12 protein-coding genes, 1 tRNA gene and 2 pseudogenes are annotated in these 15,015 nt (G+C 60.5%); 8 read left to right on the top strand and 7 right to left on the bottom strand.

The features are described 5' to 3' along the window. The first annotated feature begins 79 nt into the window (after positions 1–79). The 7 genes from G8O24_RS16680 to G8O24_RS16650 all read left to right on the top strand — a co-directional run bounded on the left by G8O24_RS16680 (position 80) and on the right by G8O24_RS16650 (position 7,471). The gene (locus G8O24_RS16680; protein WP_188101066.1) at positions 80–1,030 is read left to right on the top strand and encodes an amidohydrolase family protein; all 951 of its coding nucleotides are present in this window, start codon (positions 80–82) and stop codon (positions 1,028–1,030) included. Beyond that, positions 1,027–1,950 carry an SMP-30/gluconolactonase/LRE family protein gene (locus tag G8O24_RS16675; protein WP_188101065.1) on the top strand — a complete coding sequence of 308 codons (924 nt, stop codon included), beginning with the start codon at positions 1,027–1,029 and terminating at the stop codon, positions 1,948–1,950. The genes G8O24_RS16680 and G8O24_RS16675 overlap by 4 nt, the downstream gene beginning before the upstream one ends. A 208-nt stretch (positions 1,951–2,158) precedes the next feature. Next, the gene (locus G8O24_RS16670; RefSeq protein WP_188101063.1) at positions 2,159–3,523 is read left to right on the top strand and encodes an MFS transporter; all 1,365 of its coding nucleotides are present in this window, start codon (positions 2,159–2,161) and stop codon (positions 3,521–3,523) included. 2 nt (positions 3,524–3,525) lie between these two features. Then, a complete protein-coding gene (locus G8O24_RS16665; RefSeq protein ID WP_188101062.1) occupies positions 3,526–4,440 on the top strand; it encodes an NAD(P)-dependent oxidoreductase in 915 nt (304 codons plus the stop codon). Positions 4,441–4,465: 25 nt separating this feature from the next. Beyond that, positions 4,466–5,788 carry an MFS transporter gene (locus tag G8O24_RS16660; protein WP_188101060.1) on the top strand — a complete coding sequence of 441 codons (1,323 nt, stop codon included), beginning with the start codon at positions 4,466–4,468 and terminating at the stop codon, positions 5,786–5,788. After that, positions 5,785–6,750, top strand: coding sequence for an amidohydrolase family protein (locus G8O24_RS16655; protein WP_188101059.1), 966 nt, complete (start codon positions 5,785–5,787; stop codon positions 6,748–6,750). The genes G8O24_RS16660 and G8O24_RS16655 overlap by 4 nt, the downstream gene beginning before the upstream one ends. A gap of 43 nt (positions 6,751–6,793) precedes the next feature. Then, a complete protein-coding gene (locus G8O24_RS16650) occupies positions 6,794–7,471 on the top strand; it encodes an RraA family protein (RefSeq protein ID WP_188101057.1) in 678 nt (225 codons plus the stop codon). 209 nt (positions 7,472–7,680) lie between these two features. On the opposite strand, the gene G8O24_RS16645 is transcribed toward G8O24_RS16650, so the two are convergent. After that, entirely contained in the window at positions 7,681–8,802 is a 1,122-nt protein-coding gene (locus G8O24_RS16645; RefSeq protein WP_188101056.1) for a helix-turn-helix transcriptional regulator, read from the bottom strand. Positions 8,803–9,070: 268 nt separating this feature from the next. Here G8O24_RS16645 and G8O24_RS16640 point away from each other — a divergent pair, with 268 nt between their 5' ends. After that, entirely contained in the window at positions 9,071–9,781 is a 711-nt protein-coding gene (locus tag G8O24_RS16640) for a PEPxxWA-CTERM sorting domain-containing protein (protein WP_188101054.1), read from the top strand. A 494-nt stretch (positions 9,782–10,275) separates the two neighbouring features. Here G8O24_RS16640 and G8O24_RS16635 read toward each other — a convergent pair whose 3' ends face one another. The 6 genes and pseudogenes from G8O24_RS16635 to G8O24_RS16610 all read right to left on the bottom strand — a co-directional run. Then, positions 10,276–10,839, bottom strand: coding sequence for a PIN domain-containing protein (locus tag G8O24_RS16635; protein ID WP_188101052.1), 564 nt, complete (start codon positions 10,837–10,839; stop codon positions 10,276–10,278). Continuing rightward, on the bottom strand, positions 10,829–11,275 hold the full coding sequence (locus tag G8O24_RS16630) for a MerR family transcriptional regulator (protein ID WP_188101050.1): 447 nt from the start codon (positions 11,273–11,275) through the stop codon (positions 10,829–10,831). The genes G8O24_RS16635 and G8O24_RS16630 overlap by 11 nt, the downstream gene beginning before the upstream one ends. A 110-nt stretch (positions 11,276–11,385) precedes the next feature. Continuing rightward, positions 11,386–12,636, bottom strand: coding sequence for an IS66 family transposase (locus tag G8O24_RS16625; RefSeq protein WP_244645878.1), 1,251 nt, complete (start codon positions 12,634–12,636; stop codon positions 11,386–11,388). Positions 12,637–12,911: 275 nt separating this feature from the next. After that, positions 12,912–14,264, bottom strand: a pseudogene (locus tag G8O24_RS16620) (TM0106 family RecB-like putative nuclease); the annotation flags it as partial. A 300-nt stretch (positions 14,265–14,564) separates the two neighbouring features. Continuing rightward, a tRNA-Ile gene (locus G8O24_RS16615) sits at positions 14,565–14,640 on the bottom strand. Positions 14,641–14,883: 243 nt separating this feature from the next. After that, positions 14,884–15,015: pseudogene (locus G8O24_RS16610) on the bottom strand (IS481 family transposase); the annotation flags it as partial.

The raw sequence follows: 15,015 nt of genomic DNA, 5'->3' as shown, positions 1-15,015 counted from the left end.
CCGTTTCATTTTTCTTGCTGCCTCCGCCTTGGCGGGCTTATAAGCCTTCCCTTAACAAACGTAGGGGAGGACACGGGTCGTGGCAGCAGCATCGCTCACGCGCAGGGCAGTCCTGGCTGGACTGAGCGCATCGGTTTTTCCAAAAGGCGTGATGGCGGAGGCTCAGGACGTGCGCTGGTCGAGCGGTTCCGAGAAGCCGCGGTTCGTTGCGCCGGCTGGCGCCACGGATTGCCATTTCCATACCTACGACAAATCCTATCCGGTCATGAAGGGCGCGACCCTTCTGCCGGAGGACGCTTTGCCCGACGATTATCGCGCCCTGCAGCGCCGGATCGGTACCACGCGAGGCGTGATCATCCAGCCGTCCACTTATGGCACCGACAACCGGCTGCAGATCGCGTCACGGCAGGCGCTCGGCGCGGAGAATTTTCGCGTGATTGCCGTCGTCGCGGAGGACATTTCCGACGCCGAGCTGCGGCGGCTGGACGAGCAAGGTGTCCGCGGCGTTCGCTTCAACCTCGGCTTTCCGGGCGTGCTGACGGTGGAGTCGCTCAAGCCGCTCGCGCCGCGCCTGGCCGATCTCGGCTGGCACTGCCAGATCAACATGCGCCCCAAGCAGATCGAAGATCACGCCGATCTGCTCGCTTCTCTGCCGGGGCGTCTCGTGTTCGATCATCTGGCGCAGGTGCCGCAACCGGCCGGCGTCGAGAGCGCGCCCTACAAGATCATCCGCGGCCTGCTCGACCGCGGCAAGACCTGGGTCAAGCTGTCCGGCCCCTACGTGTCGAGCAAGCAGGGCGCGCCTGATTACGCCGACGCAGCTACCGTTGCGGCAGCCTACGTGAAAGCCGCACCGGAGCGGATGGTCTGGGGCAGCGACTGGCCGCATCCTTCCGAGCGGGACAGCAAGCCGGATGATGCGCGCCTGTTCGATCTCTTCGCCCAATGCGCTGGAAGCGATGTCGTGTTCAAGCGTATCCTCGTCGACAACCCTGCCGAGCTCTACGGTTTTGCGAAAGTCGCCCCATGACATTCTTCAGCCCGCCGCGCCGGATCGAGACCAGCATCTTCACGCGGCTTCCGGACCGGTTCCGCAAGCCGCGCCGGACCGCCTGGGCCGATGCCAATCAGGGCGGACGCGAGATCGACTCGTTTCTCGAGGGGCCCTCGTTCGATCGGCAGGGCCGGCTCTACGTCACCGACATTCCCTATGGCCGCATCTTCCGCGTCAGCGTGGGCGGAGAGTGGGAGCTCGTGTCGGAATATGATGGATGGCCGAACGGATTGAAAATCCATCGTGACGGCCGCATCTTCATCACCGACTACAAGCGCGGCATCATGCTGCTGGACGGCGCCAGCGGCAAGGTGACGCCGTATCTCGAAACCGCCGCCAGCGAGAGCTTCAAGGGCGTCAACGACCTGGTCTTCGCGCCATCAGGCAATCTCTATTTCACGGATCAGGGGCAGACCGGGATGCACGATCCCACCGGCCGGGTCTGGAAGCTCACGCCGGATGGGCGGCTCACATGCCTGCTCAATACGATTCCCAGCCCGAACGGCATCGTCGTCGACCCCGAGGAGAGCTTTCTGCTCGTCGCAGTGACGCGCGCCAACCAGATATGGCGTGTGCCGCTGCCGGCCAGCGGCCTGACGACGAAGGTCGGAATATTCTCGCATCTGCATGGCGGTCCCGGCGGTCCGGACGGACTTGCGCTCGACAGCGGCGGCAATCTGCTGATCTGTCACACCGGCTTCGGCTCGATCTGGCGGCTCTCGCCGCTGGCCGAGCCGCTCGATCGCATCGTGTCCTGCGCAGGCGTCGGCACCACCAACCTTGCGTTTGGTGGCGTGGAGCGAAAAAGCCTTTTTGTGACCGAGAGCCGCACTGGAACCCTGCTGCGCGCCGAGCTCGAAACACCGGGACTGGCGATGTTCTCCCACGCGGACTAGTCGCCGCACAGGCGGCGTCGCCGCCCGGCCGCGCCAGAACCGACGGCAGGCGCTGCACCGCTCCCCGGGAACTCGTTCGATCCGACGACGCAAATCTGGCTGCGGGCGACAGAAATGAAACGCCGTTTCAAAACAGATTGCAACGGCGTTCTATTTTTGTTAAGGCGGTTGACATCGCCGGGAGAACACCGGCGCCCGGAGGGAACCCATGGCAAGCGTCACAGCCGCTTCAGTCCAACAGGGCTTCACACCCGCGGAGGAGAAGATCCTCGCGAAGGTGCTGTGGCGGATCGTGCCCTTCCTGCTGCTCTGTTACATCGTCGCCTATCTCGATCGGGTCAATGTCGGCATTGCCAGCCTGACGATGAACGGCGACCTCGGCATCTCGCCGTCCGCATTCGGCTGGAGCGCCGGGCTGTTTTTCTTCGGCTATTTCCTGGCGGAAGTGCCGAGCAACCTCGCCTTGCAGGCCATCGGCGCCCGCAAATGGATTGCGCGCATCCTGATCACCTGGGGCCTGATCTCGGCCGCAACGGCATTCGTGGTCGGCCCCGTCAGCTTCGGCGCGATGCGCTTTCTGCTCGGACTTGGCGAGGCCGGCTTCACGCCCGGCGTGTTCCTCTATTTCACCTACTGGTTTCCTGCGCGCATCCGCGGCACGGCGACTGCGGCCTTTCTGCTCGGCATCCCCATTGCGAACATCATCGGCGCGCCGATCTCGAGCTCGCTGCTCACCCTCGACGGCCTGGGCGGCCTGCACGGCTGGCAGTGGCTGCTGATCCTCGAGGGCTTGCCGGCAACACTTCTGGGCGTCGTTTGCTTCTTCACGCTCACGGACAAGCCAGAGCAGGCCAAGTGGTTGAGCCCTGACGAGCGGCGTTGGCTCGTCGAGGTGCTGGCGGCAGAGCGCGAGGCCATTGCCTCAAAACATCCCTCCCGTCTCAGGGACGCCTTTGTCAATTGGCGGGTCCTCGCCTGCGCCGCCGTCAATTTCTGCGCCATCATCGGCTCGGTCGGCCTTGGACTGTGGATGCCGCAGATCATCAAAGGCCTCGGCTTCGGCGTCGTGACCGTCGGCTTCATTGCCGCCATTCCCTACATCTGCGGCGCCATCGCGATGATGCTGTGGGCTCGGCTGTCGGACAAAGGTGGCGAGCGCAGCTGGTTCGTGGCATCGGGGCTGCTCGTCGGCGCGGCCTCGCTGATCGTCTGCGGCTATGCGACATCGTCCGCGCTGGTCTCGATCGTCGCGCTGTGCGGCGCCGTGATCGGCATCATGTGCTACCAGTCGACCTTCTGGCCGATCCCGTCGAGCTTCCTCACCGGCAGCGCCGCCGCCGGTGGCCTTGCGATGATCGTCTCGATCGGCAATCTCGGCGGCTTCGTCGGTCCTTATCTGATCGGTGTGATCAAGCAGTCGACCGACAGTTTCTCATGGGCCCTGATCTCGGTCGCCGCGTTTCTCGGCCTGGCCGCCATCCTGATCCGTCTGGTTGGTGCCAGTCTGCAGCGACAGGCCGGAACGGCTGATGGCCGTACGGTCCCGATCGCACCCCTCTCGAAAGGAATTTGAAAATGAGCGAACGAAAGCAGTTCCGTCTCGGTCTGGTCGGTTATGGCGAGATCGGCAGCACGCTGGGCAAAGGGTTGCGCGAAGCCGGCCTGCAGCAGATCTTCTGCTACGACAAATATGCCTTCGACGGTCCGTATGCCGATTTGATCCAGGGCCGCGCCAAGGCCGCCGGCGTCACTCTGGTCAAGTCCAACAAGGAATTGGCCGATGCCGCTGAGCTGATCTTCAGCGTCACGCCGGGCTCGAGGTCGCTCGAAAGCGCCGCCGCGTTCGCCCCGGTGCTCGATGGCCGCCATACCTTCCTCGACTTCGCCTCGGCCACGCCGAAGGTGAAATACGGCGTCGCCGAACGGCTCGCCGGCACCGGAGCAACGCTCGGCGACGGCTCCATCATGGGCACGCCCAAGCACGGCTATGCGATGCACATGATGTCGAGTGGCCCCGCCGGCCGGCGTGTGGTCGACCTGCTTGTGCCCTGGGGCATGAGCATCGAATTCGTCGGCGACAAGCTCGGCACGGCCTCGGGCATCAAGATCCTGCGCTCCGTGCTGATCAAGGGCATCGAGGCGCTGATCGACGAGACGCTGCTGGCCGCCCGGTCCTACGGCTTGGACGAAACCGTGCTGGCCTCGGCCTCGAAGACGCTGACGCGTCCGTTCATGGACACGGTCGAGAGCCTGACGCCCTCGGGCGTGATCCATGCCAAGCGTCGCACCGAAGAGGTCGAGATGGCGGCCGAGGCGGTGGAGGACGCCGGCATCGAGCCCTTGATGGCGCGGGCGACGGCGGCGCGGCTGCGCTGGAAGGACAGCCTCGGCCTGAAGGAGCATTTCAGGGGCGTCGTTCCCGAGAACTACAGGATCGCCATCGAAGCGATCGCGACCAGGATGCAGAGCAGCGCGAAAGCAGCCGAATAAGACCAATAACAAAAGGGAGAGAAACGTGACGGCAGCCCGAACGGACATCGACCCGCTAGAGAAGGCGACGATGCGCAAGGTGATCCTGCGCCTCGTGCCGTTCCTGATGATCTGCTACTTCTTCGCACTGCTCGATCGCGTCAATGTCGGCTTCGCGGCGTTGCAGATGAACAAGGATCTCGGGCTCACGCCCGCGATGTTCGGCTTTGCTGCCAGCCTGTTCTTCGTCTCCTATTTCCTGGTGGAGGTGCCGAGCAATCTGGCACTGCAGAAATTCGGCGCGCGGCGCTGGATCGCCCGGATCATGATCACCTGGGGCCTGGTGACGGCGTGCATGGCGTTCGTCATCGGGCCATACTCGCTCTATGCGATGCGCTTCGTCCTCGGCGCGGCGGAAGCCGGCTTCTTTCCTGGTGCGGTGCTCTATCTGACCTATTGGCTGCCCACCCGGTATCGGGCGCGCATCCTGGCGACCTTCACGGTCTCGATCCCGCTTGCGACCTTCCTGGGATCACCGCTGTCGGTCGGCTTGCTCGAGCTCGACGGTACGCTTGGCCTGCGCGGCTGGCAGTGGCTGTTCATCCTGGAGGGATTGCCGACCGTCTTGCTCGGACTGGCCTGCCTGTTCGTCCTCACCGACAGGCCCGAAGGGGCGTCGTGGCTGACGAATGAGCAGCGCGATTGGTTGACGGCGCGCATGGCGGCGGATGCAGCCGCGCGCAAGCCGGTCGGTCATCTCTCGCTGTGGCAGCTAGCCACCAACAAGTACTTTCTCGTCATGGCATTGGTCTGCTCCGGCGCCTCCGCCACCGGCAGCGTGCTGTCGGTCTGGCAGCCGCAGCTGCTGAAGTCGTTCGGCCTCACCAATTTGCAGACCGGCTTCGTCAATGCGATCCCGTACGGCATCGCGACCGTGCTCATGGTTCTGTGGGGGCGCCATTCGGACAATTCAGGCGAGCGCCGCTGGCACACGGCCATTCCGCTGCTGCTCGCCGCCGGCGGCTTCACCGCATTGGGCCTGACGGGAACGGCGGTCGCGCCGACCATCGTCATGGTGACGTTCTGCCTTGTCGGCGCCTACGCCTTCAAGGGGCCGTTCTGGGCGCTGTCGGCGAGCTGGCTTTCGACCAGCACGCTCGCGGCCGGCCTCGCCGGGATCAACGCGATCTCCAATCTGATCGGCGGCGGGTTGATGGTGAACGTGGTCGGGCTCGTCAAGGAGCAGACCGGCAGCTTCGTGCTCGGCATGCTGCCGCTGGCGCTGCTGTGCGCCGTGGCCGCGACCTGCGTGCTCGTGCTGGGCCGCAATGTCGCGCGGGCCGCCGACATGCTGGCGGTGAAATCATGAGCGCGCACGGCAAGACGTCACGGCACACCGTCAACAGGCGCGGCGTTCTCGCTGGTCTGCTGGCTGCGAGCACGGGCGCCTTCGCCGGCGGGGTCGACCAGGCGGTGCCCAACAGCACCGGCTCGGCGCCGCCTCGCTTGAATGCGCCGGCGGATGCGTGCGATTGCCATCACCATGTTTACGACGGGCGGTTTCCCGTGTCGCCGCATTGGCATCAGGGCTTTCCGCCAGGTGCGACCGTGGCTGACTATCGAAATCTCCAGCGCCGGCTCGGCACCACCAGGAGCGTGGTGGTGCAGCCGTCGACCTACGGGGTCGACAACAGCTGTCTCGCCGACGCACTGGGCCAGCTCGGCTCCTCCTCACGCGGCGTTGCGGTCGTCGCCACCGACGTCGAGGAAGCAGAGCTGCGTGCGCTGGCCGATGCCGGCGTCTGCGCCATCCGCGTCAATTTCGTCTCGCCGCAAACCTGGGGGACGACAACGCCGGAGATGCTGGCCGCACTCGCCAGGCGCGTCAGTCCGCTCGGCTGGCACGTGCAGATCCTGATGACGGGCGATCAGATCGTCGCTCATGAGAAGGTCATCCGGTCGCTGCCGACCAAGGTGGTCATCGACCATCTCGGGCGTATTCCCCAGCCTGACGGCCTGAGGCATCCCGCGTTTGCCGCTGTCCGCCGCATGCTGGATGAGGGCCGCCTTTGGGTGAAGGTCACCGAACCCTATGAGGACAGCAAGCTCGGTCCGCCCTACGCAGATTCCAGCGAAGTCGCCCGGGCCTATGTGCAGGCCGCACCGGAGCGCATCCTGTGGGGCACGGACTGGCCGCATCCGACCCAGCGCGGCACCAAGCCGGACGATGCCTTGCTGCTCGATCTGCTGGCCGACTGGGCGCCGGACGAGAAGACCCGCCGGCGCATCCTGGTGGAAAATCCGGCCGAACTGTTCGGCTTCACGCACTGAGACACGCAACAGCTTCATCATCAAGCATCGAGAGGGACCACGCATGTCCGTAGGATTTCGAGTTCTGAACCGGCAAAGAAAAGTCGCGGCCGACATCGTCGAACGCTTTGCCCGCTTGCCGGTCGCCAATGTCAGCGACAGCATGTCCCGGATGACGGCGGCCGGAGCGCGGCTTCGGCCGATGCATCAGGCCGGAGGGATGGCCGGCGTGGCGCTCACGGTCAAGACCCGTCCGGGCGACAACCTGATGATCCACAAGGCGATGGCCATGGCCGGCCCCGGCGACGTCATCGTGGTCGATGCCGGTGGCGATCTCACCAACGCGCTGATCGGCGAGATGATGCTGATGCGAATGATCAAGAGCGGACTTGCAGGCATCGCCATCGATGGCGCGGTTCGGGACGCCGGCTTCATCCGTGGCCAGAATTTTCCCGTCTTCGCGGCAGGCGTCACGCATCGCGGGCCTTACAAGAACGGCCCCGGCGAGATCAATGTTCCGATCGCCATCGACGGCATGGTGATCGAGCCCGGCGATCTCATCATCGGAGACGATGATGGACTGCTCTGCGTGCCGTTTGGCGACGTGGATGACGTGCTGAAGGCAGCCAACGCGAAATATCAGGCCGAGCAGAAGCAGATCGAGAACATCAAGGCGGGCACGCACGATGCGTCCTGGGTCGACAAGACGCTGCGCGAGCTGAAGTGCGAGGGTCTGGGCTGAACGGGGGTACGAGACCTGGTGCGTTACTCACCGGAAAGCGCTGATGCTCTCGAACCGCTCAAGAGCGGATCGGGGCATTGCAGCGCACTTACCTAATTTCCGAGTGCGCCGACGGCTGCCTCACAGCTCGCGCCGGCTAGGCAACCGCAAACAAAATCCGCACAGGATCGGACATGCAGGCCGACTCTCCACTTTGGTCAGTCCAAGATCTACCGATATCCATAGTCACGAAACCGCGCCAGCAAAGCTACGAGCTCAGACTGGCGGTGAACGTCAGTTTTCTGGAACACCGCTTTCAATTGTGTCGTAATAGTTCCACGTGAGAGCCTCAGGTGCGAGGCGACCTCCTCGACGGACTTTCCAGCAGCAATCATAACCGCAACGCGAGCTTCGGCTTGAGTCAACCCGTAAACTCTCGAGAGCAAGGAAGGGTCGAAGGTGGTGGATTGGTCAGTTGCGGCACAGATAAGCAAAGACCGCGCTCCCAAAAACGGGGTCCGTGCTGCTCCGTGAATAGGAAACTCACGAAGGACAAGTGGTGCCTTCCCGGTTCGGCGTACAATGATCGGCGTTGCGCGAAGCGGCTCCGTATCAGAACTCGACGTGAGTCGATCTGAAAGGTCCTGAAACTCTCGATTTGCTTCACTATCCTTGATCCTCAAACGCCTACCGACAACGAAGAACTCCTGATCAAAAAGCATCTCCGCCGCGGAATTGGTACCCAGCACTTCACCTTTCCGGCCGATAGCGATTGCGGCTTCTCCAACAACTCCCAGGGCGTTCGTAGCGCTATTTATCGCGGTATATCCCATGAGCGCAGAGAGGCTGGCCGCATCGCTCAGTGGGCGAGATAACGTGCCCAATAAGCCCTTCTCGGTCTCCGAGAACGGACCTGCGTTGACCGAACGCTGAATGGCCATTGCCCACAAAGCCTGTCCCGTCCAAACTTTGATTCCAGCAAACCACGCGAGGCCGTGTTTCAGATTGCATTCATTGTAAAGGGGCTCACGCGCGATCTCTTCTTTGGTCAGAATGTCCTGATCGACGACAACAGAGTGCCCGGACAGCAATAGTGGCGCACCTCGGGCCGCGCGAACGTCGCGTGTATGCCAGCCATGGCGGAAGTAGTCGTCGACGAAATCGCAAAGAGAAGCGGTCCTCGGCACATCCGGGGTGCGAACATCTGCCTGAATCAAAAATGCACCGGTTGCGCCAATCGCGCCGGAGATCTTGTCCATAACGATCGGCCAGGCTGACGGCTCGACGATTGTCTCGCCGATGTCAGAAATCGCATTCGCAAGCTTCTCGGACGTGAATTCTCGGCCATTCATTTAGCTTCATCCCGCCTCGTCCCGCGCCCGATACGCTTACCATGTTTGGGAGATGCCGGACATCACCCCGTCGTGTAAAACCACAAGGTGTCTCGATTTACTTCGAACCAGAACGTGCTGCCTACTAATTGCGCAACCGGCTCATTGGCGGTATGTCGCATTGCTGAGAGGGGTCATTCAGATCGCCCAGGGGAAGAGTTGGGGGCCGACGCACTGTGTCTGCGCTCGCAAGGCTGTTTTTAGCGACACGTTCAAATTGGAGCCTTTCATGCGAAAAGTGCTGGATTTCATTGCTTGTGGGAGCTTGTTGATCCTTTCGGCTTCTCTGACGCCGGCAAACGCTGCCATAGTCTCACCTACGTTACTGACATCCGGCTCAACGGTTAGCCCGTTGCCAAATGGCGGCAGCTCAGGCGATGGTATCCCCGAGACAAAGCTATTTGACAAAACTGAAAGCTTCTCGTTTTTGGACGGACTACTCGCTGGCACGCTACGCGAACGTGTCATTCGTTACTCAGACGCGCCCTCAGTTCTTCATCCTGGACTTTATTTCGACTATGAAATCCATCTGACGGCGGGAAGCGTCGCGGCATTTGGCATCAACGGCTATTCAGGCTATCAAGCATCTGTAAAAGAATGTGGAATATCGATTTGCGGAGGATCGGGAGCGAACGGTGTCCTCGCAACCAGTGCGAGCCGATCGTCGAATGGCAATCTGATTACGTTTGACTTTGCGAATACTCTTCTGGCCGGTCAGCACAGTGCAAACTTGCAGATATTTTCATCGTCCGCGCTTTACCAAGACCCGCTCGCTTTCTTTACAAGCGGTGATGGCGGCATTTTCTCGATAGACGCCGTCGCACCCGCGCCTGCGGTTCCCGAGCCATCGACATGGGCAATGATGCTGCTCGGCTTCTGCAGCCTCGGACTCATCGCCTATCGGCGGAAGAGCGCAGCGCTGAGCCTGATCGCAGCATAAATCCTCGACGGAGGAACGCCTTGAGGCGGTCTTCTTTTTTGGAATTATGGTGACAGTGCATAAAACTCGGCGGACCTTGGCAGTGCGTTTCGCTGGGGCCGGAAAGGGCTTCTCTTCCGCTTCGCTCCAGCTATGCCGGACAGCACCCTTCGCCCTCGCTCTCCGTGTGGCTGCGCCACGGTAGGTCATGATCGGTCCGCCTTCGCCCTACGGGATTCGGCGCGACAGCCTTCGCTTACTTCGCTTGGAGTTCGTGGTGCTGGCTTGCCGAGCCGAAGCTCGCGAAGCGAGCGAAGGCTGGTGGGCCAGGCAGGACTCGAACCTGCAACCAGACCGTTATGAGCGACGGGACATCGATCAGGTTCGTTGATCTTGCTGTGTTTTCGTTTGAGTTCGATCGCGTTCGTTGCTTTTCGACCAGGTCGATTCTGGTGCGAAACTGGTGCGGTGTTTCCGCTACCGTTACGCTAAGGGAGGTGAGTCGCTTCTCGCGCCTACAGATCGGAAACGTGCTTCCGGACCAACTTCGCGAGTTGGACGAGTCTTTGACTCTCAAGAATGTGGATGAAGTCTGGTGCTGAGACCCGGGATTTATTCAGATTCCGCCGGGCATTCGCGAGAGAGCCGATCACCAGATCTGAGCCGTTGTCGAAAAGGACGCAGAGGAATTCGTCCGGAGTTATCGTTCGAAGACCGAATCTCTTCAGCTCGCTTGGTGGAAAGTGCCGCAAATTCCAGGTGAGGATCAGCGACGCTTTGGCGGTGATGGCCGCCGCGACAACATGGCGATCGTTCGGATCAGGCAGGGTTATGGTTGGAATGTGCTCCTCGTACCCATTGATCATGGCCGTCGGAAGCGCATTCTCCATTAACCGCCGGGTGACCTGCAAACGCTCTGTGGGAATGGCCGTCAAGTTTCGGATCCATTCCTCATGGATTGCGTCTGTCCAGCGCGCCTCGACAAGGCGATCCACTGCGGCTTGGACAACGATATTCCTGAGATGAAAGGGATAGAGAATGCAAGCGTCGAAGACGGCGACCGAAGGCTCAAACGCCATGGCGTCGCCTGAGATCCTCGGCGTCCTCGGCGAGCGCCTCCATCGCCGCCAGTTGGGCCTCAATCCGTGACTTCAGTGCCAATACGTCCTTCAGTCGTGTACGGCGATGTTTGCCTACATATCGAAATGGCAGATCGCCGACGTCCATGCGATGCACGACGAGAGGTCGGGAGATACCTAGAATGTCAGCCGCGTCGTTCGGGCTGAGTTCCCGATCCTCCGCGAGGACGGCAACACGTTCGCCTTGGAGAAGATGGCCAAGTGCAGTCTCAAGCAACGCCGCAGCCTCCGGCGGCAGCTTGATGACCTGATCCTCGCCCGACTTGCGGCGGACCCGGACCTCGACTTGATCGCCCTTGCCGAGCTTGCCGAAGACTTTGGCCGTCTTGCGGTCCCGGTCTGAGAGTTCGACGAATTGCAGGACGTGGGCGGTCATAGCGGGTCCTTTCCGAACCCAATATATGCACTGTGGTCTCTAACTGCAATATCTGAAAATGATGCGAATAGTGCGTATAATTGCTGCTCGCCTGGATTTCGGCCCGGCGGTCACTCGTTTTCCGGGGCCATCACGTCGCTGGCTTGTCTACTTTTTCCCCGACGAAGCGAAACGATCGACGGGGGCAAATAGCCCTTTGGATAGATCTCAACGCGCGGTGTTCGTCGCCGCCGACGCTTTCCCGCTGCGAAGGCGTTGATATCGTGTTCCCGCGACAAGAGGAATTTCAGAAAGCTTATGTCTCTAACGCGACAGGTTTGAAAAAGGCTTAGCAACACCAAATACTCTGCAAGGCCGGCTGCTTTGACGCTTCGCCCGACATCCTCCCTGTAATCGCTGACGCGCTTGATAGCATTCTCCGCCAAGTTGTTATTCCATGAAACGCCGTCATGCTGCAGAAACGTGAATAGGCGCTGGCGATTGCGGAGTAGCCGTTCTTGTAAAGCTTTGCAGGAATCGGATTCATAGAACCGCTCCGCCAGCGCATCGAAAAATGCCCCCACCGCCTTAGCATGCGTCTGCAGATAGCGCCGCTTGAGACCGTGTTGATCGATGGTCGTGACGATTGACCGCAAAAGGGCGCCGAATGGCTCGGTAATGGACTGGAGTTCCTGATCAAATGGGTTATCGAGAATCGCCCTGTTCATGTCGCGCATCAGGTGGATAAGGCAACGTTGCTGCGAGCAGCGAAGCCCGTCGTACGCGGAATAGAAATCTGAGACCAACACGCCTTTGAAGTCCTTGAGCATTTGCCGTAGAAATTCTCCCTCCCGTGAGTGTCGGAAGATGTAGACTGTGGCTGAGGTGCTTGCGAACACCCAGACATATCCGCCGCCGTCCTTCAACTTGATCTCGGTTTCGTCGACGTGCAGGACCGGCCCAGCGATCAATTGCGCCAGGAGCATGTTGTAGGTCTTACGATACTTGTGGACGAGCAGATGCCGGAAATCGGTGAATTCCCAGAAGTTCACACGGACGCCGAAGGTCTCATAAAACAGCGCGGCAAGCGACCTGACGCCGAGCCTGTGGGTAATGTGCTGGTAAGCGAACCAACTCATCAAACCATGAAAGTACCGCGTTAAGCGGTCGTAGCGCTCCGGCGTGAAGCATTTTTCGCAACACTCGCAACGGTAGGCGGCAGTCCTGAACTCTACCACCTTCCGGCGGATTGCTGCCGGTGTGATGACGAGATCGATCGCGCGCTTGCGCCTCGTTTGCAGTCCCTTCGGCCGCTGCTTCGCGTCCAGTGGTATGATATCTTTGCTCTTGCAGTCCGGGCAGCGGGTCGCTGTGATTTCCATTCGGTGCGTAACCCGCAAATCCCGATTTTGCCACCGCCGGCGCTTAGCATTCGAGCCCCGCTTCCGCGGAGTGGGCTTTTTCGTTCGAACGAATACGTGACGTGCTGGTAGTCGAAATAGGCCCGCTTATTCACAAACTCAAAGTCGGCATGTACGAATTTCGACCAAGTGACTGTCCGCGCCAGCTTGTCGAGCTGCGCAACTGATGCCACGCGTGGCGTTGCCTCTGGTTTGCTGTTGGCATCGAAGTTTGGCGCTTCACTCAGGAAGGCGCAAACCCTGCGCAACGCTTCGCAGTCTTCGAGATTGTATTGGATCAGCTTCGCCTTCCATGAGGCGTCGCCGGTCTTTTCCCAGTTCTTGCGCCAGACGACGCTGGCGATGCCCGACGCGTCGGGCTCGGTCCAGCGGCAGCCTAGGCAGCCTCCCACCTCCTTGAGGCCGTTCGAGCAAGTTGGGAAATAGAAATGCGGATAGATGATCGTGAGAACGTTGGTGAGTGCGGACAAAATTTCATCAATGCGTTTCTTGTACCGGGCTTGGCGTCGCATGCGCGCGATGAAGGCTCGCTCGTAGTTGCCGTAGGAGTAGAGGCATGGTGCGTCATATCGCGAAACAACGTCGAGGAATCGCGCGAAAATGTCTTCTTCCCCTTTCTTATGATCGGCCCAGAATGAGTAGTGCTCGACGCGTTCACCTGCGCAAACAACGAGTCCGATCAGATAGATGAATCCATCTTCGATATCACCCTCCATATCAATATAGATACGAACCTTTGCCGTTGGAATTGTGGGTGCACCGAGCACATAAATTGTTTGGTCCCGAATGGCGAGTGCATGTAATGCGTGGTCTCGTCCGGTGAGCGGGATATCGGCGCGTTTACCGCGCCGCAGGGGCCGAAAGGTATGCGCGAGTTGAGTTAGTGTGAGAATGCCCCTGCGAGCGTATCGTTTGATCGCTTTGCCGCCGATACCACGTAGAAGGCTCAGGTTGTCCTCCTGGACGGCCTGATCGCGGCAACGGTCGCGGAACGCGCAGATGCGGCAATGGTCATTCAACATTAGCTTCGGTGAGGCTTCGGCACGCTGCAGGCGTTCGGCATCTCGGAGGAGACTTTCTGCCTTGGTCAGGGTCGATCCGAACCGAATGCTCGTCCTCGCGCTGTCGCGCCCGAGATAGACGGTTCCCCCGCTGGGAAACGCGCCCTGAATTCTCGCTAAAAGAACTGCGCGTGCTGCAAGTTGCTGGCGATCGAAAGCGCGAACCCGGGGCGTTGCACAGAACAGCACCGGCTCATACCGAAAGGCCCCGAGTGCCGAAGGCCCATCGATCTTGCGAAGGGCATCGAAGTGGACAGCATAGCGATCGTCTTCCCGGCAAGCGCCAAGAATAAATGTAGCTCCCCTGCGAAGATTAGCTACCGAGAGACTAAGGTCGGTCACCAACTCGGCTTCTTGGTAGTCACGCCGAATTCTTTCGATTGCCTTGGGCTGCAGATTGGTCCGCTGCTCGATCAGCAGCTTCTCATACTCCGACTGGGTCCCTTGCTCACCATGCAGTTGAAAATATGCCTTCAACCGGCAGTACTGCAGTGCGTTGATGACATCGCCAGTGATCCTGGAGGACATCGCGAACCTCCACCTGAAAATGGCGGATGCTTTATTGCGCGCGAATATCGCTTAAATCGGGCAATGCAGCTTCTAAAGTGGACCTGGGGCGGTCGACAAAAGAAGGTACAGGGCGCGGCTGGCTAATTCGCGCGATGAAGCCGCCGAATCTACGATTGAGCAGGAGAGGCTGTTGTCGCATCGAACGCCGCGGACTAGTTTGCGAACAGCCAGAGTTCACTGTTAGGCGAGCAAGCCGGAGCATTTCTGGTGCGGTGATTCCGCCACGGCGAAATGACTCCCGGTAACCCATCGATTTTGTGGTGGGCCCGGCAGGACTCGAACCTGCAACCAGACCGTTATGAGCGGCCGGCTCTAACCATTGAGCTACAGGCCCCGCCGCAAGACGGCCCGCGGGAACGCGCGGCCGGCAACGGTAGCGCGGTTCGTTTACAGGGATGGAGGCGGGGGTGCAATGCCGGGACGGGTGAGGTGGGAACGTCAGCGCGGCACCGCCGGAGATTTCCAAATTACCGAATTTTGGGATGATGACCTTATACGCCTGTTTTGCCCGACGGAACAACCGTTTTTTCGCTAGGTTTGATTTTGCTGTCGTAACTCATTCTAATCTCATCGCTTTCTACTTGTTTAGTCCCGGCATTTGCTGGAGCGGATTGAGGGTGAATCGTTCTGGCTCTTTTGTCCAGGCCCTGCAGATGAATTCGTAGGGTGTGAGGCCTTTGAGGGTCTTGAGTCGCTTGGCGAAGTTGTA

It is taken from the genome of Bradyrhizobium campsiandrae (assembly GCF_014529705.1).
Lineage (GTDB): Bacteria > Pseudomonadota > Alphaproteobacteria > Rhizobiales > Xanthobacteraceae > Bradyrhizobium > Bradyrhizobium campsiandrae.
Note: the sequence above shows the minus strand (reverse complement) of the source record. Positions and strands in the feature narration are given on the sequence as shown.

What these genes read in the sequence shown, in the direction of transcription:
- G8O24_RS16675 (WP_188101065.1), top strand. Translation starts at nt 1,027, where the DNA reads ATGACATTCTTCAGCCCGCCGCGCCGGATCGAGACCAGCATCTTCACG.
- G8O24_RS16670 (WP_188101063.1), top strand. Translation starts at nt 2,159, where the DNA reads ATGGCAAGCGTCACAGCCGCTTCAGTCCAACAGGGCTTCACACCCGCG.
- G8O24_RS16665 (WP_188101062.1), top strand. Translation starts at nt 3,526, where the DNA reads ATGAGCGAACGAAAGCAGTTCCGTCTCGGTCTGGTCGGTTATGGCGAG.
- G8O24_RS16655 (WP_188101059.1), top strand. Translation starts at nt 5,785, where the DNA reads ATGAGCGCGCACGGCAAGACGTCACGGCACACCGTCAACAGGCGCGGC.
- G8O24_RS16650 (WP_188101057.1), top strand. Translation starts at nt 6,794, where the DNA reads ATGTCCGTAGGATTTCGAGTTCTGAACCGGCAAAGAAAAGTCGCGGCC.
- G8O24_RS16645 (WP_188101056.1), bottom strand. Translation starts at nt 8,802, where the DNA reads ATGAATGGCCGAGAATTCACGTCCGAGAAGCTTGCGAATGCGATTTCT.
- G8O24_RS16640 (WP_188101054.1), top strand. Translation starts at nt 9,071, where the DNA reads ATGCGAAAAGTGCTGGATTTCATTGCTTGTGGGAGCTTGTTGATCCTT.
- G8O24_RS16635 (WP_188101052.1), bottom strand. Translation starts at nt 10,839, where the DNA reads ATGGCGTTTGAGCCTTCGGTCGCCGTCTTCGACGCTTGCATTCTCTAT.
- G8O24_RS16630 (WP_188101050.1), bottom strand. Translation starts at nt 11,275, where the DNA reads ATGACCGCCCACGTCCTGCAATTCGTCGAACTCTCAGACCGGGACCGC.
- G8O24_RS16625 (WP_244645878.1), bottom strand. Translation starts at nt 12,636, where the DNA reads ATGGAAATCACAGCGACCCGCTGCCCGGACTGCAAGAGCAAAGATATC.